Source organism: Arthrobacter sp. AG367 (genome assembly GCF_007828995.1).
GTDB lineage: Bacteria > Actinomycetota > Actinomycetes > Actinomycetales > Micrococcaceae > Arthrobacter.
Genome location: NZ_VIVE01000001.1, coordinates 600,738 through 622,864, shown reverse-complemented (window position 1 = coordinate 622,864; position 22,127 = coordinate 600,738). Strand labels below are relative to the sequence as shown.

Sequence of the window (22,127 nt, the reverse complement as noted above, 5' to 3'; positions counted from 1 at the left end):
AAAAGGAATACGTGAGCAAGAAACCTGGACTGACAGTCCTCGCAGGTCCGACGGCTGTTGGCAAAGGCACCGTGTCCACCTACATCCGTGACAACTACCCCGAAGTATGGCTTTCCGTTTCAGCCACCACCCGGGCGCCCCGGCCCGGGGAAGTTGACGGCGTCCACTACTTCTTCAAGACCAAGGATGAGTTCGAGCGGCTTATCGCCGATGGTGAACTCCTGGAATGGGCCGTCGTCCATGGTCAGAACACCTACGGCACCCTGAAGAGCACCGTGAACCAGGCCATCGCGGAGGGCCGCTCCGTGCTGCTGGAGATCGACCTGCAGGGTGCGCGCCAGGTCAAGGCAGCCGTTCCGGACGCCCAGTTCGTCTTCCTGGCCCCGCCCACCTGGGACGAGATGGTCCGCCGGCTGGTGGGCCGGGGCACCGAAACACCGGAAGAACAGCAGCGACGCCTGGAAACCGCTAAACTGGAACTTGCTGCTGAACCGGAGTTCGACCACACCGTCATCAACGACGACGTCCGCCGGGCAGCGGACGAGCTAGTTTCACTCATGGGGCTGACACCGCATCCACACCTGCCGGAACCGTCAGCCCGCTAGGAATTTGGAGAATTCGTGTCCACGAACCTTGAAGGCATCATCAACCCGCCGATCGACTCGCTGCTTGAGGCAGCCGACTCCAAGTACGGCCTGGTGATCTTCGGTGCCAAGCGTGCTCGTCAGATCAACGCCTACTACGCCCAGCTGCACGAGGGCCTCTTCGAGTATGTCGGACCCCTGGTCGACACCAAGCTGAACGAAAAGTCGCTGTCGATCGCACTGCGCGAAATCAACGAAGGCAAGCTGGTTTCCACGCCGATCGAAGCCGCAGAGTAATCCTGCCGCTGAACTGACTTGCTGTTGACGGAGGTCACGTGCGCATAGTCCTCGGAGTCGGGGGAGGGATCGCCGCCTACAAGGTGGCATCGCTCCTCCGGCTTTTTACTGAAGCCGGCCATGACGTCACGGTGATTCCCACGGAGGCGTCCACCCGCTTCATCGGTACCGCCACCTGGGAGGCGCTGTCCGGAAACCCGGTCAGCAACAGTGTCTTTGATGACGTGCACCTGGTGAACCACGTCCGCCTTGGCCATGAGGCGGACCTCGTGGTGGTGGCACCTGCCACAGCGGACCTCCTGGCGAAGGCTGCCACCGGCCAGGCCGGGGACCTGCTCACCAACACCCTGCTGATGGCCCACGGCCCGGTGCTGTTCGCCCCCGCGATGCACACGGAAATGTGGCAGCATCCGGCCACCCGGGCCAACGTTGAGACGCTCCGCGGCCGGGGCGCAGCCGTCCTGGAACCCGCCTCCGGCAGGTTGACCGGGGCAGACTCAGGTCCCGGCAGGCTTCCGGAACCCCAGGTGATCTTCGACGCAGCCATGGCCCTGGTCCAGGGACGCAGTGATTACCAGTTGCCCCTTGCCGGCCGCACCGTCACCATCAGCGCCGGCGGCACCCGCGAACCGCTGGACCCCGTTCGCTTCCTTGGCAACCGGTCATCCGGCAAGCAGGGAGTGGCCCTTGCGGTCGCAGCGCGGAACGCCGGGGCTACCGTGCGCCTGCTGGCAGCCCACATGGACGTTCCGCCGCCCGCCGGCGTGGAGGTGGTCCGCGTGGAGACCGCCCTGCAACTTCGGGAAGCCGCACTGGAAGCCGCCGCCGTGTCCGACGTCGTCATCATGTCCGCGGCCGTGGCCGATTTCCGCCCGGCGGAAGTCTCGGACACCAAGATCAAGAAACGGGACGACACCGCCGATCCCGTCATCACCCTGGTCCGCAACCCGGACATCCTGCAGGAGCTCGTGGAGCAGCGCAACGCGGGTGCCGGGGAGGCCGGGCAGCTCATCGTCGGATTCGCCGCCGAAACCGGGGACAGCCAGGGCGACGTCCTGGCATATGCGGAAGCAAAGCTCCAGCGGAAAGGCTGCGACCTGCTGGTGGTGAACCACGTAGGAGCGGACAAGGTCTTTGGCCACGACTCCAACTCGGTGGTCATCCTGTCGCGCTCCGGCTCCGAACCACAGGAAGCTTCGGGAACCAAGACAGAGGTTTCGGAAGCCATCGTCCGCCGCATCAGCTTTGAACTGAACCGTGTTTCGTCCACTTGAACCTGTTTCGCCCCTCGCCTGAAGTGTTTCCGGCCACCTTTGCTTAGCACGGGGACATCTACCGACTTCTCCCTGACGGGAGTGCCACCACCAACCAGTAAGGTAGTTGAGTGACTTTACCGCTGCACCTTCCCCACACCCATGGGGCCACGCCCTCCGCGCTCCGGCTTTTCACGTCCGAATCGGTCACCGAAGGCCATCCGGACAAGATCTGCGACCAGATCAGTGACGCCATCCTGGACGCGCTGCTGGCCGCGGACCCCGAATCCCGCGTGGCTGTGGAAACGATGGCCACCACGGGCCTGGTGCACGTGGCAGGCGAAGTCACCACCGACGCGTACGTCGAAATCCCGCAGATCGTCCGCGAGACCATCCTGGGCATCGGCTACGACTCCTCAGCCAACGGCTTCGACGGCGCCCGCTGCGGCGTGTCCGTCTCCATCGGCCAGCAGTCCAACGACATCGCCGGCGGCGTGTTCAACTCCCTCGAGGCACGCGAAGGCCGCCAGGAGGACGACTATGACCTCCAGGGTGCCGGCGACCAGGGCCTGATGTTCGGCTACGCCAGCGATGAAACCCCTTCCTACATGCCCACGCCCATCTGGCTGGCCCACCGGCTGTCCGAGCGGCTCACCGAAGTCCGCAAGACCGGCCAGCTGCCGTATCTTCGCCCCGACGGCAAGACCCAGGTGACGGTCGGCTACGACAAAGACGTGCCCGTTTCCGTGGAAACCGTGGTGATTTCGAGCCAGCACGCGGAGGGGGCAAGCCTGGAGCAGTTGCGCGCCGACCTTGCCGCCATCGTCATTGAACCCGTCCTCGCGGGCGCCAACCTGGACATCTCACGGACGGCAAATATCCTCAATCCTGCCGGCGAGTTCGTCATCGGCGGCCCGGTGGGCGACGCCGGCCTCACCGGCCGCAAGATCATTGTGGACACCTACGGCGGTATGGCCCGCCACGGCGGCGGCGCCTTCTCGGGGAAGGACCCGTCCAAGGTGGACCGCTCCGCCGCGTACGCCATGCGCTGGGTTGCCAAGAACGTGGTGGCCGCTGGACTGGCCAAGCGCGCGGAGATCCAGATCGCGTACGCCATCGGCCAGGCCCGGCCGGTGGGAACCTACGTGGAGACGTTCGGCACCGAGACGGTGGATCCGGCCCGGATCAGCGCAGCAATCGCGGAAATCTTCGACCTCCGTCCGCGCGCCATCATCGATGCCCTGGATCTGAAGCGCCCCATCTACGCCAAGACCGCCGCCCACGGGCACTTCGGCCGGGATGAGCCCGACTTCACCTGGGAGCGCCTGGACCGGGTGGACGACCTGAAGGCATTCTTCAACGCCTAGCCGGCTTCCGCCGGCTGCCGGACGTCCAATGTCAGTGCCCGGTGCTTGGCTGATCCTGTCCAACCCGTCAGCTGAACGGAGGTGACCGCCATGGTTGCTGGCAGTTCCGTCCAGCCGTCCCTGCTCCAGGGCTTCCCTGCACGTCCCGTGCAAGGCGGCGTCACCGTGGCGGAGCAGCTTCCGGTGGCGCGGGTGCTCATTGAGTCCTCGCTGCCTCACCTGGACCGCCCATTCGACTATGCCGTCCCGGCCGCGCTTGACCAGGCAGCCCAGCCTGGGGTCCGGGTCAAGGTCAAGTTCAACGGCCAGGACCTCAGTGGATTCGTCCTGGAACGCGTGGCACAGTCCGACGCCGGACACACCCTTGTACCCCTGGCAAAAGTTGTGTCCCCGGTCCAGGTCCTTACGCCGGCCGTCCGGGACCTTGCCACGGCGGTCGCTGCACGGTATGCGGGAACGGTCAGCGATGTCCTGCGCCTAGCCGTTCCACCCCGGGTTGCCAGGCTGGAAAAGGACTTTCCGGACTCGTTGGACATCCCCGACGCCGAAGCCGTGCAGGACGTCCAGGGCAGCCCCGGATCTTCAGCCTGGGGCACACTCCGCACAGGTGCCGCTTTCCTGCGGCACCTGGCCGCCGGTGGATCTCCGCGGGCCGCCGTCAATCCGCTGCAGGGCTACGGAACTGCCGGCTGGCCGGCCATGCTTGCCCAGGCCGCCGCTGCAGCGTATTCCTCCGGAAGGGGCGCCCTGCTGGTGGTGCCTGACTACCGGGACCTGGACCGCCTGGAGCAGGCACTCAATGACCTGGTGCCGGACGCTGCCGTAGCCAGGCTGACCGCCGACGACGGGCCCACGCCCCGGTACCGGAACTTCCTGCGCCTGCTCGCGGGCAAGGCCACCATCGCCATCGGTACACGCTCGGCCGCCTTCGCCCCGGTGCAGGACCTGGGGCTCGTGGCGTGCTGGGACGACGGCGACGACCTCCATATCGAGCAGCGCGCACCGTACGCCCACGCACGGGAGGTCCTGCTCCTTCGCGCCGAGCAGGAGGGCACGGCCTGCCTCCTTGCCGGGCACGCGCGCAGCACCGAGGTCCAGCGTCTGGTGGAAGCCGGCTGGGCCGTTCCGGTTGACACCGAGCGTGCCACCGTCCGCAGGACGGTTCCCCGAGTGGTCAGCACGGCAGACAGCTTCGAGCAGGGGCGGGACCCACTGGCCACCATCGCGCGCCTGCCGCACGCTGCCTGGCAGGCCGCCAAGGAAGGTCTTGAGCGTGGCCCTGTCCTGGTCCAGGTTGCCAGGGCAGGGTACGCGCCGTCACTGGTGTGTGAAACCTGCCGGGAGCCGGCCCGCTGCGGGAACTGCCAGGGGCCCCTTGCGCTGGCCGGCACCTCCGCGCTTCCCCAATGCCGCTGGTGTTCCACGCCGGCGCCGGACTGGAAGTGCTCCCACTGCGGCGCCCGGCGGCTGCGGAAAGGTTCCACCGGAGTCCTCCGTACAGCCGAGGAGCTTGGCCGGGCCTTTCCCGGCACAACGGTCATCACGTCGTCCGGCGACCAAGTGAAAGCCACGGTGGGGGCGGGAAAGTCGCTGGTGGTGGCGACCGTGGGGGCCGAACCGGTGGCGGACGCCGGGTATGCCGCCGCCCTGCTGCTGGACGGCGATTCCCTGCTGCGCCGGGAGACTCTCCGGGCGGGCGAAGACACGGTACGCCGCTGGTTCAACGCCGCTGCCCTCGTCCGTCCCGCCCCGGACGGCGGGCTGGTGGTGGTCACCGCCACGGACGCAGCAGCCACCGGCGCGCTGCTGCGCTGGGACCCGGCCGGCTATGCCCAGCGGGAACTGTCCCTGCGCGTGGAACTGCAGCTTCCCCCAGCGGTGCGCATCGCCTCGGTCACCGGGCCGCGCGCCGCCGTCGAACACTACACAGGTGCCGTGGAAGCGGACCTCGCCGGCGCGGGGATAACTATCCGCACCGCCGGTCCGGCGCCGCTGGTGCTCACCGCACCGCCTTCCGGCCGGCGCTCGGCCGAGGACGTCCGGACCCTGCTGTTCTTCCCCTATGGCCAGGCCGCCGCCGTCGTCCGTGTCCTGCGGGTGACCCGCGCAGCCGTGGCCGCCAAACGGGCCACGGACCCTGTGCAGCTGCGCCTGGACGGTGTTGACGTCCTCTAGGCTGGGGACGTCCTGTGACGGCCAGGGCAATGGTGCCTTGGGGACGTCCTCAGCGGCGCCTTTTCGCAACGACCTCGTGTGCCGCTTCCACCAGTTGGCGGGCCGATTCATCCCAGCTGAACTCCCGCGCCCGGGCCAGGGAGCGGCGCGACATGTCCTGCCAGTGCGCGTCGTCCTGCAGCTGCGCAACCGCGTCCGCGAACTGCCCGGGTGACTCCGGGTCCACGTAGGTGGCGGCGTCCGCGCCGACTTCCCGGAAGATGGGAATGTCGCTGGCGATCACCGGGGTACCCACGGCCATGGCCTCGACCAGGGGAAGGCCGTATCCCTCGGCCCGGGACAGGCTCACCAGCGCCGTCGCCCGGCGCAGCAGGCCGTCATACTCTGCGTCCGTCACGCCGTTGTGGAACACCACGGAGGCGCCCGGCGGGATGAGGCTTTCCAGTTCCGCCCGCCGCTCCGGCGTGATCCGGCTCAGCAGGTGCAGCGTGTATTTGGGCAGTCCGGCCATGCCGGCCACCATGGTTTCCACGTTCTTGTAGGGCATGAACGAACCCATGTAAATGATGGTCTTGTCCGCGCCGTCGCCAGGCTGGCGGGGTTCCTGCGCCGGTTGGGGAGCGTTGGCGATGATGCGGACGGGCCGGCGCGTCAGCCGGTACTTGGCCATCAGCGCCTCCGTGGTCCTGCTGATGGTGGCCACGGTGTCGGCCCGGTTGAGGAGCAGCCGCTGCGGCCAGAACGCTTTGTGGTAGAGGCGCCAGAGCAGCCGGACGGGGGCCGGCAGGAAGCCCGGGGGAGCGGGGTGCTCATAGTAGATGAGGTCGTGCAGCGTGAGGATCAGCCCGTACTTCCGGCCCCAGGTACCCATGGTCTGCATGGGGCACACCACCACGTCAGCCCCGGTGGCATTGACCTTCCGGGCAACGAACAGCTCCAGCGGCGACAGCGGACTGCTGATGAGCGTGTACGGCACGTCCGGCAGGAGGGCCAGCTGCCGGACGTCGGAAACCAGCATGGAGACATCCGCGATTTTTGCCGTGGCAGCGATCAGGCTGGCTCCGTAGCGGCTGATGCCGTCGTGATGGTCGGTACGGGTGAAACGTGCATCAATGACGATCTTCACGCGGGGTGGTCCTTCAGGAAGCTGCGGATGTGTCGGGCGGCCGGCTCCGGCGTTTCGTAGTGGATCAGGTGTCCGACGCCGGGAATCACCTTCAGTTCCCCGTCCGGAAGCAGTGACAGGAGGCGGTGCTGGCTGGGAAGGGTGGCGATTTCATCCTTTTCGCCCGCGATGAGCAGCACGGGAAGTTCGAGTTGTCCGGCCACCTCCGCCACGTGGTTGCTGACGGAGGCCGTGAACGACTCCAGCAGGCTGTCCCGGTCCGCGAAGGAACTGAAGTAGGCGTGGTGCTGGCCGTGGATGAAAGCCCTCAGCTCCCGGTCGCGGGTCTTGGCCATGGCCTCGCTCATGACCCGCACAATCAGCCGGTTGCGCAGCAGGGCCAGGCCCGGCCCGCGGGGGAGCCGTGCCGCCAGCCGGTAATACAGGACTGCCAGCCGCGTCATCACGCCCTTGGGTCCTTCCAGCGCCGGAGCAGCGATGGGGTTGATGAGGATCAGGGGACGCACGGCCTCCGGGTTGTTGGCCACGAAGTACGCAGCAAGGATGGAGCCGAATGAATGTCCCAGCAGCACGGTTTCCGGCCCCAGTCCCTGGGACGCCATGAAGTCACTGATGAACTGCCCGTAGCGCTCCACCGAGTGCGGGTCCCGGGCAAAGGCATCGGAGCTGCCGAAGCCGGGCAGGTCCGGCATGATGATGCGCATCTCCGGCAGTTTGTCCGCGACGCGCAGGAGCCCGTGGTGGTCGCCGCGGAACCCATGGACCACCAGGATGGTGCGGGTCTCCGGCGTTTCCTGCAGGGGCGCATAGGTCCAGAAGGCCACCGTGCCGCCGTCGATGGTCACGGTGGAGGCGGAGGTGCGGGCGGAAAGCCCCGCGCTCAGGTACGCAGGCGCAGGGGAGGTCCCCGGATTTACGGTGTCCATGCGCGGGCCTAGTTGACGTTGTCCGGGTGCGAGCCCGTCCGCTGCCCGCGGTCCAGCGCGTTGATGGCCGCCAGGTCGCGTTCGGAGAGTTCGAAATTGAAGACGTTAAGGTTCTCCCGGATCCGCGCTTCGGAACTGGCCTTGGGAATGGCGATGTTCCCCAGCTGCATGTGCCAGCGAAGGATCACCTGCGCAGGCGTCCGGCCGTGCTCGGCGGCGCAGGCCTGGATCACCGGATCGGCCAGGACCTGGCCGCGGCCCAGCGGGCTCCACGCTTCTGTCCGGATGCCCAGGCCGGCGTGCTTGCTGCGCAGTTCCTCCTGCTGCAGCCACGGGTGCAGTTCGATCTGGTTGACGGCGGGAACCACCTCGGCACTTTGGAGCAGGCGGTCAAGGTGTGCCGGCTGGAAGTTGCTGACGCCAATGGCACGGACCCTGCCTTCGCGGTACAGCGTTTCCAGGGCCCGGTAGGTTTCCGGGAACAGGCCACGGCGTGGGCAGGGCCAATGGATGAGGTACATGTCCACGTAGTCCAGTCCCAGGTTGACCATGGAGTCGTCGAAAGCCCGCAGCGTGGCGTCGTAGCCGTGGTGGTCGTTCCACACTTTCGTGGTGATGAAGACGTCCTCCCGGCTCAGGGACGGCGACAGTTCCCCGGAGCCGCCGCTGCCTGTCCCGTCGCCCAACTGGGAACTGATGCCGCGGGCCACGCCGGTTTCGTTCCCGTACATGGCGGCGGTATCGAAGTGGCGGTAGCCGGCGGCGAGCGCGGTGGCCACGAGCCCTTCCGCCTCTGCTGGCGGCACCTTGTACAGCCCAAAGCCGAGCTGGTCTATCAGCACGCCGTTGTTCAGGCTGAGCCGGGGTGAGGTTCTCATGGCAACGACTCTACCCACTTCAGCTGGTCAGTCCCTCGTAATCGACTAGGCGGCGTGCGGTGGCTTCGTCCAGGATCAGGTCGGTGGCCAGCCTCGCTGCCAGGGCGCCGCGCAGGCCGTTGATCTTGGAAACCCCCGACACCACGCAGATCCTGCGGCGCACCTGCCGCAGCTGGGCAAGCGCCGGACCGGTGGACCTTTCGTTCAGGACGATCCCGTCGGAGGACCCGTCGGCGCGGAAGAAGACCGTGGCGACGTCACCCACCACGTCCGAGTTGGCAAGGGCGTTCAGGTCGTCCTCATCGAGGTACCCGCCCGCGTAGACGTGGCTGGGATAGTCGGCGTGCACGGAACCCACACCGAAGATGGCGATGCTCATCTTTGCCTGCAGCTCCAGCACGCGCTGCACGCTGCGTTCATTCCACATTGCCGTCTTGGTGGCGGCGTGGTCGAAGAAGGCCGGAACCGGGAACTGCTCCACCCGGGCTCCGTACGCGCTGCCGAACCTGCGCATGATGTCGCTGGCATAGGTAATGCCCGTGGTGTGCATGTTTCCGGCGCCGTTGAGCTGGACTATCACGCTGTCATGCGTGATTTTCCTGGTGAGGTGCCGGCTGACTGCACTGAGCGTTGATCCCCAGGCCACGCCGATAATGGCGTTGGAATCCACCAGGGGCCCGATGGTGCGCGCCGCCTGCATGGCCACGCGGTCGAGGGTTTCGGCTTCGTTGAGCGTGCCAAGGATGGGAACCACGTGGACATCAAGGTTGTACCGGCGGCGGATGATCCCTTCCAGTTCGGGTCCGGTGTCCAAAGGGTTGCGGATTTGGATCTGCACCAGGCCCGAATCCCGTGCGGACGACAAAAGGCGGGAAACCGTGGACCGTGACGTGCGCAGTTCACGCGCAATCGCGTCCATGGTGAGGTCCTGCAAGTAGTACATTTGTGCAGCTCGGAGGGCATCTGCGTCCCGTGAAAGTGCCATCTCACTTCCATTCTGCACGTTCGTGCATAGTCCTTGACTCCATTTTCCATTTCTCCGAACAATAGAGCAGAACGGCGGCGCTATCCAGTGCGTCCGCATCACACAAAGCCCCAAGGGAGTCGTTTTGGGACCCAAGGATTCAACTGTTCAACCCTCCTCTGTTTCAGTGCCCCGGCCGGGGGCCGGGCGCGCGTCCGTCCACAGCCTGCGGCAACGTCCGCACGCGAAGGTGCTGGTTGTTGGCGGTGGCATCAACGGAGTGGGCACCTTCCGTGATCTGGCACTCCAGGGCGTCGATGTCGCGCTCGTGGAACGCGGAGATTACTGCCAGGGCGCCAGCGGTGCGTCCTCGCACATGATCCATGGCGGAATCCGCTACCTCGAGAACGGCGAGTTCCGCCTGGTCCGGGAGTCCGTGGTGGAACGCAACCGCCTGCTCAGGATTGCGCCGCACTATGTCAAGCCGCTGCAGACAACCATCCCCATCTTCAGCACCTTCTCCGGCATCCTCTCGGCACCGCTGCGCTTCCTGACCCACAAGCAGCAGGGAAAGCCCAAGGAGCGTGGAGCGTTCCTCATCAAGGTGGGGCTTAGTCTCTACGATTCGTTCTCCAGGAACGGCGGGACGGTACCGCGGCACCAGTTCAGGACCCACAAGGCAGCCCTCGGGGAACTGCCCGCCCTGCGGCCCGACGTCAAATACACGGCCACCTACTTCGACGCGTCCGTCCACAACCCGGAGCGGCTGACCCTGGACGTCCTGCAGGACGGCGAAAAGGCCGGACGCGCCGGTAACGCGAGGGGCACCAGCGCACAGAGTGATACGGCCCGCGCCAGCAATTACCTGTCACTCCAATCCATGTCTGCAACCCCCAATCCGGGAACCGGCAGGGGAAGCACTGTCCGCCTTCGCGACGAACTGACCGGTGAGGAATTCGACTTCACGGCGGACATCATCGTCAACACCACCGGGGCCTGGGTGGACCACACCAACCAGGCAATGGGTGCGGCATCCTCGTTCATGGGAGGCACCAAGGGGTCCCACATCGTGCTGGACCACCCGGGCCTCCTCGCCGCCTGCCGCGGCCGGGAAATCTTCTTCGAGCACACCGACGGCCGGATCGTCCTCATCTACCCCATGGGCGACCGGGTTCTCGTGGGCACCACGGACGTTGACGCGGACATGTCGGAGGACGCCGTCTGCACCGACGAGGAGATCCAGTACTTCTTTGAACTGATCAACCACGTCTTCCCCTCGGTCGACGTCACACCAGAGGACATCGTGTACACGTTCTCGGGTGTCCGCCCCCTGCCCAGCCATGACGCCACCCAGCCCGGCTTCGTCTCACGTGATTACCGCATCGAACGCCGCGCGTCCGCACCTGAGGGGAGCGGCGCCGTCGTGCTGAGCCTGGTGGGCGGCAAATGGACCACCTTCCGTGCCCTTGCCGAGCACCTGACCAACGAGGTCCTCAGTGAACTCGGCGTGCAGCGCAAGGTGTCCACGGCGCAGCTCCCCATCGGCGGCGGCGCCGGTTTCCCTGCCGACGAAGCTGGCGTGCAGAAATGGATCAAGGCCCACATGGCCGGCGGCCGGGATGCAGACCGCACGGCCGGACTGCTGACCCGCTACGGGACCCGGGCCGAAGAGGTCATCGCCTACCTCGATGCCGAGCCCGACCACGCGCTGCGGTCCACCCGTGAACTGAGCGTCCGTGAACTGGAATTCATGGCGGCCAATGAGCAGGTGGGGCACCTGGTGGACGTCCTCATCCGGCGTACCTCCCTGGCCTTCCGCGGACTGGTTACCGGTGAACTCCTCAACGAAGTGGCGGAAGTCCTGTCCGTCCCGCTCCAGTGGGACGCGGCGGCGCGCGCCGCCGAGATCAAGCACGCACAGGACGTGCTGCAGCGTTTCCACCGCGTGGAAACGCACAGCCTGGTCGCCTAAGGCCAGGTTTCCGGCCGGGGCGTTACAGCGTCCCGGCCACACGGTCCTTCACCAGCGGAGGACCGACAACTAAACAAAGAAATGGAGTCAAAGATGTCTCTAGGAATAGTCTTCCTCTCCGAAGTCTTTGGCACGGGCATGCTGACCCTGTTGGGTTGCGGCGTCGTTGCCAACGTGGCTTTGCGGGGGACAAAAGGCAACAGTGGCGGCTTCCTGATGGTCACTTGGGGATGGGGCATTGCCGTCTTCTGTGGTGTCTTCGTCGCCGCCAAGTCGGGCGCGCACCTGAACCCTGCCGTCACGCTCGGCCTGCTGCTCAATGGCAAGGCTGAATATGCGCCGGGAGTCACCGTAGACTTCGCTTCCACCCTCACCTACTTCGGTGGCGAGATGGTGGGTGCATTCCTTGGTGCCGTGGTCTGCTGGCTGGCCTACAAGCAGCACTTCGACGACGAACCCGAGCCTGCCAGCAAGCTTGGGACCTTTTCCACCGGCCCTGCCATCCGGTCCACCCCATGGAACCTGATCACCGAAATCATCGGCACTTTTGTGCTGGTCTTCGTCATCCTCACCCTCGGCGGTACCCCCTCAGGGCTCGGCCCGCTGGCAGTAGCGCTGCTCGTGGTCGGTATCGGTGTTTCCCTCGGCGGCCCCACCGGCTACGCCATCAACCCTGCCCGTGACCTGGGACCGCGCATCGCCCACGCTGTGCTTCCCATCAAGGGCAAGGGCTCCAGCGACTGGAGCTATTCGTGGATTCCTGTGGTCGGCCCGCTTGTGGGCGGCGCCCTGGGTGGACTCGTCGCCCGGATTGTCCCGATCATCATCACGGCCGCTTCCTGACCCGTACTCATCACAGCCATTAACAAGACAAGGACGTCATCATGAACCAGTACGTAATCGCCATTGACCAGGGCACCACCAGCACCCGCGCCATCATCTTCGACCACAGCGGCGCCATAGTCTCCTCCGGCCAGATGGAACATGAGCAGATCTTCCCGCAGGCAGGATGGGTGGAACACGACGCCGCGGAAATCTGGAACAACACCCGTGAGGTCATCGGCTCGGCCCTCTCCAAGGCGAACCTGACGCGGCACGACATTGCCGCCGTCGGCATCACCAACCAGCGTGAAACAGCCGTCGTGTGGGACAAGACCACAGGCAAGCCGGTGTACAACGCCATCGTGTGGCAGGACACCCGCACCCAGGACATCGTCGACGAACTGGGCAGGGACGGCGGCGCGGACCGTTTCAAACAAAAGGTGGGCCTGCCGCTGGCCACCTACTTCTCCGGCACCAAGATCAAATGGATCCTGGACAACGTTGACGGCGCCCGTGAAAAGGCAGAGGCCGGGGACCTGGTGTTCGGCAACACCGACGCCTGGGTCCTCTGGAACCTCACGGGCGGCGTGGACGGCGGTGTCCACGTCACCGATGTCACCAACGCCTCCCGGACCCTGTTCATGGACCTCGAAACCCTGCAGTGGGACGACGAAATCCTCGGGATCTTTGGCGTGCCGCGAAGCATGATGCCGGAGATCAAGTCCTCCTCAGAGGTTTACGGCACCGTCCACAGCTCGCAGCTGCTGCGGGAAACGCCGGTGGCGGGCATCCTGGGCGACCAGCAGGCCGCCACATTCGGCCAGGCCGCCTTTGAAGCAGGAGAAGCCAAGAACACCTACGGCACCGGCTGCTTCCTGATCTTCAACACGGGCGAGGAAATTGTCCACTCGAAGAACGGGCTGCTGACCACCGTGGGCTACAAGCTGGGCGATGCCAAGCCGCACTACGCCCTGGAAGGTTCAATCGCCGTGACCGGCTCGCTGATCCAGTGGCTGCGCGACAACCTGGGCATGATCAGCAGCGCCCCCGAGGTGGAAACCCTGGCCGCATCCGTCAAGGACAACGGCGGCGTCTACATCGTCCCCGCGTTCTCCGGCCTCTTCGCCCCGTACTGGCGCTCCGACGCGCGGGGGGCCATCGTGGGCCTGACCCGGTTCGTTAACAAGAACCATATCGCCCGGGCAGCCCTGGAGGCCACGGCATTCCAGACCCGCGAGGTGCTTGACGCCGTCAACGCGGACTCCGGCGTTCCGCTGACCGAACTGAAGGTCGACGGCGGCATGGTCGCCAACGACGCATTGATGCAGTTCCAGGCGGACATCCTCGGCGTCCCGGTGATCAGGCCCAAGGTCATCGAGACCACGGCGCTGGGGGCAGCCTACGCGGCTGGCCTGGCTGTTGGCTTCTGGAAGGACCTGGGCGAGTGCTCGGCCAACTGGTCCGAGGACAAGCGCTGGGAACCGCAGATGGACAAGGCCGAACAGGACCGCCAGATGCGGCTCTGGAAGAAGGCTGTCACCAAGTCCATGGACTGGGTCGACGAGGACGTGCGCTAGGCAGCACTCTCTGCGGCCCGGACAGCAGTGGACAATCCGGGCAGCAGTGAACAGTCCGGGCAGCAGTGTACAATCCGGACAGCAGTGAACAATCCGGACAGCAGTGAAAAGGGAGGGCGGCATTGGTGCCGCCCTCCCTGTTCACGGGCTCCGGTCAGGAGATGTCCGGTTCCGAGGCTCAATCGCAGAGTTGGGCCCGCGGTGTCTTCGCGTAAACGCTCCTGCTGACCTCGTAGCCCCTCGCGTCCTGCTCCAGGGCCTCCTCATTGACACGGGCGAAGTGCCGGGCATCCAGCTGCCGCACTTTCACCAGATCCATGAATTCCTGGTCGGAACCGCCCACTGCAGTGACCTTCACCAGCCCGGTTCCGGCTGAATAGAACTTTCGCTGATGCCCGGCGTCAGGTGGTTCCAGAGGGTTGAATTCATCGATCACCAGCACGTCGTTGTAGCAGCCCGTAGGAACACAAACGTGCTGGTCCTGCTTGAAGACTTGCCCGCAGTCAAGGAAATCCACCTTCGGTGCGTACGCCTGCACATACGGAGGAGTATCTGTCCGGGGCGTGGCCTTCATTGCGATACCGGCCTGCGCCTTCGCGATGCCGCTGATGAAGGTGCTTGGTGCGCCGGCCAACTTGCCGTTTTCGTATTCCTCGGGGTATTCGCCGAACAGCCAGACGGCGCCGCTGGTGCTCTGCGCGAAGAACGCCAGCTCGGATTCGACCAGTTCGCCGTTGTCATAATCGCGGTCCCACACCACCTGCGTGGTGATGCCGTCAATCACTTTCGTCAGCCCTGTCACGGTGCTGACCACGCTGTGCGCGTGGACGCCGTCCGAAGAGGACACCTCCCCAGTGGTTGTGAATTGCATGCCCGGCTTGAGCGGGAACCATTTGTTGTCGATATGCGGTTTTGTCTGGAAATCAGAAGGGTCGAAGTTGATCGCAGAGCCGGGACCGCAGAGCTCCGGTGGTTGTTGTGCCGCGGCCGCGGTGGCGGCGGACGTCACGGTGAGCGTCGCCAGGACAAGCATGAGCGTGGAACCGTATGCGGTGAATCGCTTTTGTCGATGGAACATGGCCGGCCTTTCGTTGTGAGTGGGTTTTGTGCACCCTGCCGCTATCCAGCGGGGGCTGGTTCCGGGTTGGGGCGGCGAGTGCCGCGGGCCGGGCGCCGCTTGGCGAAGCGGAGGTACAGCGACGGCACAATGAAGAGGTTCAGCAGGGTGGACGTGACGAGGCCGCCCAGGATGACCACTGCCATGGGGTGTTCGATTTCGTGGCCCGGGACATTCCCCATGACCACCAGGGGCACCAGGGCCAATCCGGTTGCCAGGGTGGTCATGAGGATCGGGGACAGCCGCTCGGCTGCCCCGCGCAGCACCAGGTCACGGCCAAAGGTCTCACCCTCGTCCCTTTCCAGATGCTGGCAGTGGCTGATGAGCAAAATGCCGTTGCGCGCAGCGATACCCATCACCGTCAGGAAGCCCACAACCGAGCCCAGGGAAAGGATCCCGCCGGACATGAAAGCGGCGAAAACCCCGCCCACCAAGGCGATCGGCAGGGTCAGAAGGGACAGTACGGCGAGCCGCCAGCTCCGGAATGATGTTTGGAGGAGCAGGAGGATCAGGACGAGGGCAGCGGCGGCGAAAATCATCAGGCGGTTCGTGGCCGCCTCACGTTCGGTGTATTCGCCTAGCAGCTGCACGCTGTAACCGGCCGGCAGGTCCAGGGTGTCAAGGCGTTGCTGCAGCTCGCGGGCGACGTTGCCGAGGTCTGCGCCCGATGCCAGGAACGATCCAACTTCAACGCGGCGCGATCCGTTGGTACGGTCAATCTGGTTCGGCACCGGCTGAAGGGCCACGGTGGCCAGATCAGCGAGGCGGACCCGCTGGCCGGTGGGCGTGTCGATCGGCAGGTCTTCGATGCTGGTAACGCTGGACCGGGTGGCGGGAGTGCTCCAGACGTGGACGTCGTAGGCACGTCCGTCGCGGAAGACGTCGCCTACCTCCTCGCCAGCCACGAGCGTGGCTGCCGCACGTCTCACATCGCCAGGTTTCAGTCCGTATTTCTGTGCCTGGGCCAGGTTGACCGTGACAGAGATCTGCGGAACCTCAACCTCAAGGGAGACATGGGCGTCCTGGGTGCCGTGGATGCCGTCCAGGATGTCTTTGACCCGTTGGGCCTGTTCACGCAGCACGTTGAGGTCATCCCCGTAAACGCGGACGAGGATCGGCTCACTGGCTCCCGTGAGGACCTCTTCGATCCGTTCCTTCAGGTAGGTCTGGACGTCCCGGTGCAGGCCGGGATACCCGTTGACAACGTCCTGCACGGCGGCGAGCGTCTCGTCGTAGTTGGCGTGACGGTCAATGCTGATCCAGTGCTCGCCCGCGTTGACGCCAACAATCTCGTCGGCGGTGAAGGCCTGACCAATGTGTGTACCGCAATTCAGGACGCCGGGCACTTTGAGGAACTCCTCGCAGCCGCGCTGGGAGATCCGATATTCCTCCGCGGCTGACGTTCCCGGCTGTGAGACCCAGTGCATCAGGAAGTCCCGTTCCTTGAAAGTGGGGAACAGGGATGAGCCCAGGAGGGGTGCTATCGCCAAACCTGCCAGGGCGACGACTCCAAATCCCGCGTAGCCGTAGCGGGGCCGCTTCATCATGCCTGAAAGGACCGCGTGGTAGCCGCGCTTGAGCACGCGGACGAGGGGAGCGTCACGCTCCTCCAGTTTGGCGTTACCGAGGAGGATCAGTGCCAGGGCCGGAGTGACCGTCAGCGCCACCAGCATTGAGGCGAGTACTGCCAGCGTGTAGGTGATTGCCAGCGGCCGGAAGAAGACGCCCGTCAGTCCATCCAGGAAGAAGATGGGTACTGCCGCCACCACAATGATCAGGGTGGCATAGACGATGGGGCTCCGCATTTCGAGCGAGGCTTTCAACACCACCGAGGACGTGGATTCGCCGCTGCCCCGGGCGCGGTGCTGCCGCAGCCGCCGCATGATGTTTTCGACGTCGATGATGGCGTCATCGACCACGACACCGACCGCAATGACCAGCCCCGCAAGGACCATCGTGTTGATCGAACTGGCGGTGAAATACAGGACCAGGGCAGCTGTGAGCAAGGACAGCGGAATCGCGATGAGGCTGATGAGGGCTGTCCGCCATTGGAAGAGGAAAGCGCCCAGGATCAGGACGACGAGCAGGCAGCCGAGCAGCAGGGCCAGGCTGAGGTTGGAGATGGATTCCTCCACAAAGCTTGCCGGGCGGAAGATGGTGGTGTCGAAGCTGATTCCACTCAAGCCGGGCTGCAACTCATGCAGGGCCTCCTCAACGCCCTTGGTCACGTCCAGGGTGTTGCCCCAGGGCAGTTTCTCGACAATGAGCATGAGCCCATGGCCGCTATTGATGACGGCGTCACCGATGAGTGGCTGGTGGTCTTCCACTACTTGGGCTACGTCGCCAAGGTGGAGGGGCACGCCGTCCTTTTCACGGATCGTCACCTGGGCCAGGTCGGCGGGAGTCTTTATCGGCTGGACGTGCCGAACCCCCATTCTCTGGTTGGGGCTGTCAATAAAGCCCCCGGTGCCGATGAACCTTCCGGGCGAGTACCTAAGCAGGCCTGCGTCGAGGGCGCCGGCGGTAACTTCCATGACCTGGTTGAGGGAAACGTCCTGGGCTTTGAGCTTGTCGGGTTCCACCTGCACCTGCAGCATCTGGAGCCGTTCCCCCCAAATTGCCACGTTGGCCACACCGGGAACCCGCAGGAGGCGGGCCCGGATGGTCCAGTAGGACAGCATGGACATCTCAATGAGCGAGTGCTCAGATGACGTCATTCCTATCTTCATCACGCGGCTCGTGGCGGACAGCGGCTGCAGCATGACCGGCGGGGCCGCCCAGGTCGGCAGCGCCGCCGTCACGGACGCCATGCGTTCCGAGACCTGCTGGCGGGCGTTGAGCAGGTCGGTGCCCGGATGGAAGAGCAACACGATCGAAGACAGCTGCGCAACGGATTTGGACCGCAGCTCGTCCAGTCCCGGCATGCCGCCTACCGCTGCCTCGATGGGAACGCTGACCAGCTCTTCGACTTCCTGGGCAGTCAGGCCAAGGCACGCGGTCTGGATTTCGACCCGGGGTGGGGCGAATTCGGGAAAGACGTCCACGGACGCGGCACCCAGCTGCAGGGATCCGAGCAGCATGACCGCACACGCGATGGCGACGACGATCGTCCTAAACCTGAGGCTGACCCCGATTATCCAGCGCATGTCACTGGGCCGTGTCGAATTCCGCGCCAAAAAGCTCCTCAGCGCCCGTGGTCACCACCGTTGTGCCGGGAGGCGGCCCGTCGCCCAACTGCGCAACATCGGCGTTGATGCGTTCGACGGTGATTGGCGCGCGGACGTAAACCAGGGGCTCGGGGTTGGTGTACACCCAGGTCTTGCCGGTGCTGTCATACAGAATGGCCGCATAGGAGACGGTGAGCTTCCCGGTCTGGGGGTCCGTCGCCACCTGGACGGTGGTAAGCCCGAGGCGTTGGACAGCGTGATCGGTGAGCGTGATGCGGTGAAGGTCCGTTCCCGGCACCGTGGCAATAGCCGCCGGGTCGTTGGCTGACGCCGCTTCGGACACTTGTGCGCACCCTGCAACCAGGAGTGACAGGAACGCCGCGATAATGAGGGCTGCGTGCTTCCTGGCAGGCCCTGCTGGAATTGATTTCATCACACAACCTGGTTTTCAGTAGGTTCATAGATGGCGTGGCCGGCGCTGTGTGCTGGTGCCTTCGGCGCGAAGGCGAGCAGTACGGCGGGTACCACAAACAGGGTGGACAGGGTGGAGGTCAGCAGGCCGCCCCAGATGATCACGGCAAGCGGTTGAATGATATCCGTTCCTGCCACACCGCCGAACAGGACGAGGGGCACAAGTGCAAGTGCCGTCATCCCGGCCGACATCAACGTCGGACCCAGCCTGTCCCTCGCCGCATGGACCACCAGGCCAGGCATCGGCATTTCACCGCCCCGGGCCTGTAGTGTCCGGACGCGTTCCGCCATCAGCAGGGTGCCCCGGGCCGCGATCCCCAGCACGACGGCGAACGCCACCAGTGCGACCAGGGAATTTACCGCCCCGGTAACCAGGGCGGCAAGCACGCCTCCGGAGAGCGAAAGGACCAGGCACAGGGCGAGCGGGACGGCGAGCCGCCAGCTTCCGGCAGCAGTCTGCAGAAGCACCAGGATGCCGGCCGCGGCAATGGCTCCGAGCAACCAGAGCCACTGGATGTTGCTTTGCTGCTGGGCATACTGCGTGAGGATTTCGGCGTGGTACGACATCGGGAACTGCATCTTTTGGAGGCCCGCATTAATGTCGTTTTGGATGTCGCTCAGGGGCCGGCCCTGGATATCGGCTTTCACGTCAAGGCGGCGATAGGTGTCATCGTGAAGAATGACGGACTCGTTTCCGACCATATTGACCTGGGCGACGTCGCCCAGGCGGGCATGCCCGCCGCTGGGGGTGTCGATGATCAGGTCACGAACGCTGTCCAGGCTGTTCCGCGTGGACGGGACCCCCTTGACGATGACCGAGAAGACCTTCTGCTGTTCGTAGAGGTTGCCCACTTCGATACCTTGCACCAAGGCGGCCGCAGCGCGTCGAACATCCCCGGGGGCGACGCCGGCCTTCTGCGCCTTGGCAAGGTCAACCGTGACCTCGGCAATGGGCTGCTCGGGGGGAACGTCAACATGGGCGTTCGCAATGCCGGCGGTGTGTTCCAGAATCTGCTGCACCTCCGACGCCTTCTGCCGCAGGATCGCGGGGTCCAGGCCGTAGACCCGGACGGCGAATCCGCTGTCCGCAGCGTCCCGGATCGCGTCGAGGCGCTCCTGGGGATAGGTCGATACCTTGCTGGTCAGCCCGGGGTAGCCGGCAATGACCTGCTTGACGGCGGCAGCAGTATCCCTGAAGGACGCATCGTGTGCCACGCTGACCCAAAGTTCACCCGAACTTACGTCACCGACCTGGTCGGAGGTGATGGCCCGGCCAACGTGGCCTCCCACATTGGCCACGCCGGGCACGCCGCGCAGCTCGCCCGCCGCCGCCTCCGTGATCCGGCTCATTTCCTGGTCCGAGGTACCAGCGATCGCGCTCCAGTGCACCACCAGGGTCTTGTCCGCCATTACCGGCACCACGGGGTGGCCGGCTGCCAGCTGGGGCATCAAGGCCAGCCCCGCCAGCGCCACAACGGCGGAAGCAGCGAACATCCATTTAGCCCCTCCCCTCAGGCGGACCAGGAGCCGGCCGTAGCCCACCTCGAGCCGCTTCAGCGACCGGCGTTCCCGCGGCGCGTTCAACGCTCCGGGGAGGACGAACGCCAGCGCGGCTGTGACGGCCAGCGCCACGATCATCGAGACTGCCAGGGCAAGCAGGTAGGCCAGGACAAGTGGACCGAAAAGGGCTCCATTCTCACCTGTGAAGAAGAATGCCGGCATCGTGGCCAGCGCCATGATCAACAGCGAGTAGAGAATCGGAGTACGAACCGAGCGAAGGGCCTCCGGAATCAGGCCCGAGCCCCGCTGGGTATCGTGCAGCGCGTCCCCGCGTTTCCTGGCGGAAAGGTTCGCCGCCACCACCCCACTGAGGTCCTCGGCGACGTCGCCTACGATAACCGCGAGGGCGAGCACCATGCCCGCGAACACCATGGAGTTCATCCCGACCCCGCGCCAGTACAGGACAAGGGCCGCCGCGGTGAGTGCCGCCGGGATGGTGACCAGGCTGATGACAGCGGCACGCCATGACCGGAAGAACGCCCAGAACATCGCGACGATGACCAGCAATGTGATGAGCAGGCCGACGCCGATTACGCCGACTTCCTCCTCGATGAAGGACGCCTGCCGGTAAACGGTGGTGTCCACCTGTACCCCGGGCAGGCCCGGCTGGAGTGCGCGCAGTGCCTCGTCCACGCCCCGCGTCACGTCCATGGTGTTGGTCTCGGGGAATTTCTCGATCACCAGGAGGAGCTCGGTTTCCTTGCTCAGGAGGGCATCGCCGATCAGTGGCTGGTGGTCCGTTTGAACCGTGGCGACGTCCTTCAGGAGGAGGTTCCCCGCCGGACTGTCCAATGGAACCTGACCCAGGTCCTGGGGAGTGGTGATTGGCAGGACGTGCTGGACGCCGATCCGCTGGTGTCCGGTCTCGAAGAAGCCGCCCGTTCCCGGGGTGGAGGCCTCCAGGTAGCTCAGCGGTGATACCCATACTGAGTTGCCGGTGGTCTTGATGACATCGTCCAGCGTGACGCCTTTGGCTGCAAGCTGACCCGGATCCACCAGGACCTGCAGTTGCTGATCCCGTTGGCCCCAGATGGCCACGTTGGCGACACCAGGCACCGCCAGGAGACCTGGTTTCATCGTCCAGCGGGCCAGGACAGACATGTCGATGGCCGACATGTCCTTTGACGTGAGCTTGATCATCATCACCCGGCTGGTGGATGAGAGCGGCTGCATGAGGACCGGCGCTGCTGACACGTTCGGCAGTGCGCGGGCCTGGGTAAGGCGCTCAGAGACCAGCTGGCGTGCCCGGAAAAGGTCAGTCCCCGGCTTGAAGACCATCTGGATCGAGGACAGCCCGGGGAGGGACTTGGATCGGATCGCCTCCACCCAGGCAACGCCGTTCAGCAGGTCGGCCTCCATCGGGGAGGTGACGAGCTGTTCCACCTCGGCGGCCGAGAGCCCCAGGGCCTCCGTCTGGATCTCCACCTGCGGCGGGGCGAATTCCGGATAGGCATCAACGGACATGCCCGGCAAACTTGATAACCCAAAAGCGAGAATTCCCGCAGCCAATGCCAGGACCAACAACCGGAACTGGACTGCCCAGCGAATTATGGCGGTCATGACCAGTACCACGGTGATTGCCTGGCCCACAACCCGGGAGCTTCGGTGCGGACCTTTACTTTTGCGGGGGCGAAGCTGCTGTCCGCCAGTTGTCGTGCGGGAAATCTACGCCAAGAACACATTTCGGGCTCCTCGACCTGAGACCGTTCAGTACCCCGCAGACTTGCCATCACTGTGGACCGCATAGCATAACTTGGCAAGAGTACTTAGCCCCTCAACTTTGCGGCTCCGGCAGTAGGGGGAGCACCCAATTCGGGGGTGGTGGCTTTAGGGGGATGCGGGCTCCGGCGCGTGCCCTCATCGGCTGGGCG

At 65.2% G+C, this 22,127-nt stretch carries 16 protein-coding genes; 8 read left to right on the top strand and 8 right to left on the bottom strand.

Features of this window, described 5'->3' with window-relative positions; genetic code table 11:
- Positions 1 to 11 precede the first annotated feature (11 nt).
- From gmk to FB478_RS02790, 5 genes are all read left to right on the top strand, one after another.
- Positions 12 to 605 carry a guanylate kinase gene (gmk, locus tag FB478_RS02810; protein ID WP_144599766.1) on the top strand — a complete coding sequence of 198 codons (594 nt, stop codon included), beginning with the start codon at positions 12 to 14 and terminating at the stop codon, positions 603 to 605.
- A gap of 15 nt (positions 606 to 620) precedes the next feature.
- Entirely contained in the window at positions 621 to 881 is a 261-nt protein-coding gene (rpoZ, locus tag FB478_RS02805; protein WP_003800778.1) for a DNA-directed RNA polymerase subunit omega, read from the top strand.
- Positions 882 to 919: 38 nt separating this feature from the next.
- Positions 920 to 2,155, top strand: a complete 1,236-nt coding sequence (gene coaBC, locus FB478_RS02800; RefSeq protein ID WP_144599765.1) for a bifunctional phosphopantothenoylcysteine decarboxylase/phosphopantothenate--cysteine ligase CoaBC — start codon at positions 920 to 922, stop codon at positions 2,153 to 2,155.
- A 110-nt stretch (positions 2,156 to 2,265) separates the two neighbouring features.
- On the top strand, positions 2,266 to 3,501 hold the full coding sequence (gene metK, locus FB478_RS02795) for a methionine adenosyltransferase (protein WP_144599764.1): 1,236 nt from the start codon (positions 2,266 to 2,268) through the stop codon (positions 3,499 to 3,501).
- 90 nt (positions 3,502 to 3,591) lie between these two features.
- The gene (locus FB478_RS02790) at positions 3,592 to 5,676 is read left to right on the top strand and encodes a primosomal protein N' (protein WP_144599763.1); all 2,085 of its coding nucleotides are present in this window, start codon (positions 3,592 to 3,594) and stop codon (positions 5,674 to 5,676) included.
- Between the two features lie 49 nt (positions 5,677 to 5,725).
- Here FB478_RS02790 and FB478_RS02785 read toward each other — a convergent pair whose 3' ends face one another.
- The 4 genes from FB478_RS02785 to FB478_RS02770 are packed head-to-tail and all read right to left on the bottom strand — an operon-like array spanning position 5,726 to position 9,591.
- Positions 5,726 to 6,802 carry a glycosyltransferase family 1 protein gene (locus FB478_RS02785; protein WP_018769297.1) on the bottom strand — a complete coding sequence of 359 codons (1,077 nt, stop codon included), beginning with the start codon at positions 6,800 to 6,802 and terminating at the stop codon, positions 5,726 to 5,728.
- Positions 6,799 to 7,728, bottom strand: coding sequence for an alpha/beta fold hydrolase (locus tag FB478_RS02780; protein ID WP_018769296.1), 930 nt, complete (start codon positions 7,726 to 7,728; stop codon positions 6,799 to 6,801). Before FB478_RS02780 ends, FB478_RS02785 begins: the two co-directional genes overlap by 4 nt.
- An 8-nt stretch (positions 7,729 to 7,736) precedes the next feature.
- Positions 7,737 to 8,606 (bottom strand): aldo/keto reductase, encoded by an 870-nt coding sequence (locus FB478_RS02775; RefSeq protein WP_144599762.1) that lies wholly within the window; start codon positions 8,604 to 8,606, stop codon positions 7,737 to 7,739.
- Between the two features lie 19 nt (positions 8,607 to 8,625).
- Positions 8,626 to 9,591, bottom strand: coding sequence for a sugar-binding transcriptional regulator (locus FB478_RS02770; protein WP_018769294.1), 966 nt, complete (start codon positions 9,589 to 9,591; stop codon positions 8,626 to 8,628).
- Positions 9,592 to 9,757: 166 nt separating this feature from the next.
- On the opposite strand from FB478_RS02770, the gene FB478_RS02765 reads away from it, so the two are divergent.
- From FB478_RS02765 to glpK, 3 genes are all read left to right on the top strand, one after another.
- Positions 9,758 to 11,542: a glycerol-3-phosphate dehydrogenase/oxidase gene (locus FB478_RS02765; protein WP_056390442.1), complete on the top strand. Its 1,785-nt coding sequence runs from the start codon at positions 9,758 to 9,760 to the stop codon at positions 11,540 to 11,542.
- Between the two features lie 93 nt (positions 11,543 to 11,635).
- Positions 11,636 to 12,385, top strand: coding sequence for an MIP/aquaporin family protein (locus FB478_RS02760; protein ID WP_026265770.1), 750 nt, complete (start codon positions 11,636 to 11,638; stop codon positions 12,383 to 12,385).
- Between the two features lie 41 nt (positions 12,386 to 12,426).
- Complete coding sequence (gene glpK / locus FB478_RS02755; protein ID WP_018769291.1) at positions 12,427 to 13,941, top strand: glycerol kinase GlpK; 1,515 nt, start codon at positions 12,427 to 12,429, stop codon at positions 13,939 to 13,941.
- A gap of 178 nt (positions 13,942 to 14,119) precedes the next feature.
- On the opposite strand, the gene FB478_RS02750 is transcribed toward glpK, so the two are convergent.
- Genes FB478_RS02750 through FB478_RS02735 form a run of 4 tightly spaced genes read right to left on the bottom strand, consistent with a single transcriptional unit; the run spans position 14,120 to position 21,816 of the window.
- Entirely contained in the window at positions 14,120 to 15,019 is a 900-nt protein-coding gene (locus FB478_RS02750; protein ID WP_056390439.1) for a hypothetical protein, read from the bottom strand.
- Between the two features lie 41 nt (positions 15,020 to 15,060).
- Positions 15,061 to 18,204 (bottom strand): efflux RND transporter permease subunit, encoded by a 3,144-nt coding sequence (locus tag FB478_RS02745; RefSeq protein ID WP_026265769.1) that lies wholly within the window; start codon positions 18,202 to 18,204, stop codon positions 15,061 to 15,063.
- A gap of 1 nt (position 18,205) precedes the next feature.
- Complete coding sequence (locus FB478_RS02740) at positions 18,206 to 18,658, bottom strand: hypothetical protein (protein WP_018769288.1); 453 nt, start codon at positions 18,656 to 18,658, stop codon at positions 18,206 to 18,208.
- Positions 18,658 to 21,816 (bottom strand): efflux RND transporter permease subunit, encoded by a 3,159-nt coding sequence (locus tag FB478_RS02735; protein WP_144599761.1) that lies wholly within the window; start codon positions 21,814 to 21,816, stop codon positions 18,658 to 18,660. Before FB478_RS02735 ends, FB478_RS02740 begins: the two co-directional genes overlap by 1 nt.
- Positions 21,817 to 22,127: the final 311 nt, after the last annotated feature.

Excerpts from the sequence above, each read along its gene's own strand:
- FB478_RS02790 (WP_144599763.1), top strand. The coding sequence starts at position 3,592 with ATGGTTGCTGGCAGTTCCGTCCAGCCGTCCCTGCTCCAGGGCTTCCCT.
- FB478_RS02780 (WP_018769296.1), bottom strand. The coding sequence starts at position 7,728 with ATGGACACCGTAAATCCGGGGACCTCCCCTGCGCCTGCGTACCTGAGC.
- FB478_RS02775 (WP_144599762.1), bottom strand. The coding sequence starts at position 8,606 with ATGAGAACCTCACCCCGGCTCAGCCTGAACAACGGCGTGCTGATAGAC.
- FB478_RS02770 (WP_018769294.1), bottom strand. The coding sequence starts at position 9,591 with ATGGCACTTTCACGGGACGCAGATGCCCTCCGAGCTGCACAAATGTAC.
- FB478_RS02760 (WP_026265770.1), top strand. The coding sequence starts at position 11,636 with ATGTCTCTAGGAATAGTCTTCCTCTCCGAAGTCTTTGGCACGGGCATG.
- glpK (WP_018769291.1), top strand. The coding sequence starts at position 12,427 with ATGAACCAGTACGTAATCGCCATTGACCAGGGCACCACCAGCACCCGC.
- FB478_RS02750 (WP_056390439.1), bottom strand. The coding sequence starts at position 15,019 with ATGTTCCATCGACAAAAGCGATTCACCGCATACGGTTCCACGCTCATG.
- FB478_RS02745 (WP_026265769.1), bottom strand. The coding sequence starts at position 18,204 with ATGCGCTGGATAATCGGGGTCAGCCTCAGGTTTAGGACGATCGTCGTC.
- FB478_RS02740 (WP_018769288.1), bottom strand. The coding sequence starts at position 18,658 with ATGAAATCAATTCCAGCAGGGCCTGCCAGGAAGCACGCAGCCCTCATT.
- FB478_RS02735 (WP_144599761.1), bottom strand. The coding sequence starts at position 21,816 with ATGACCGCCATAATTCGCTGGGCAGTCCAGTTCCGGTTGTTGGTCCTG.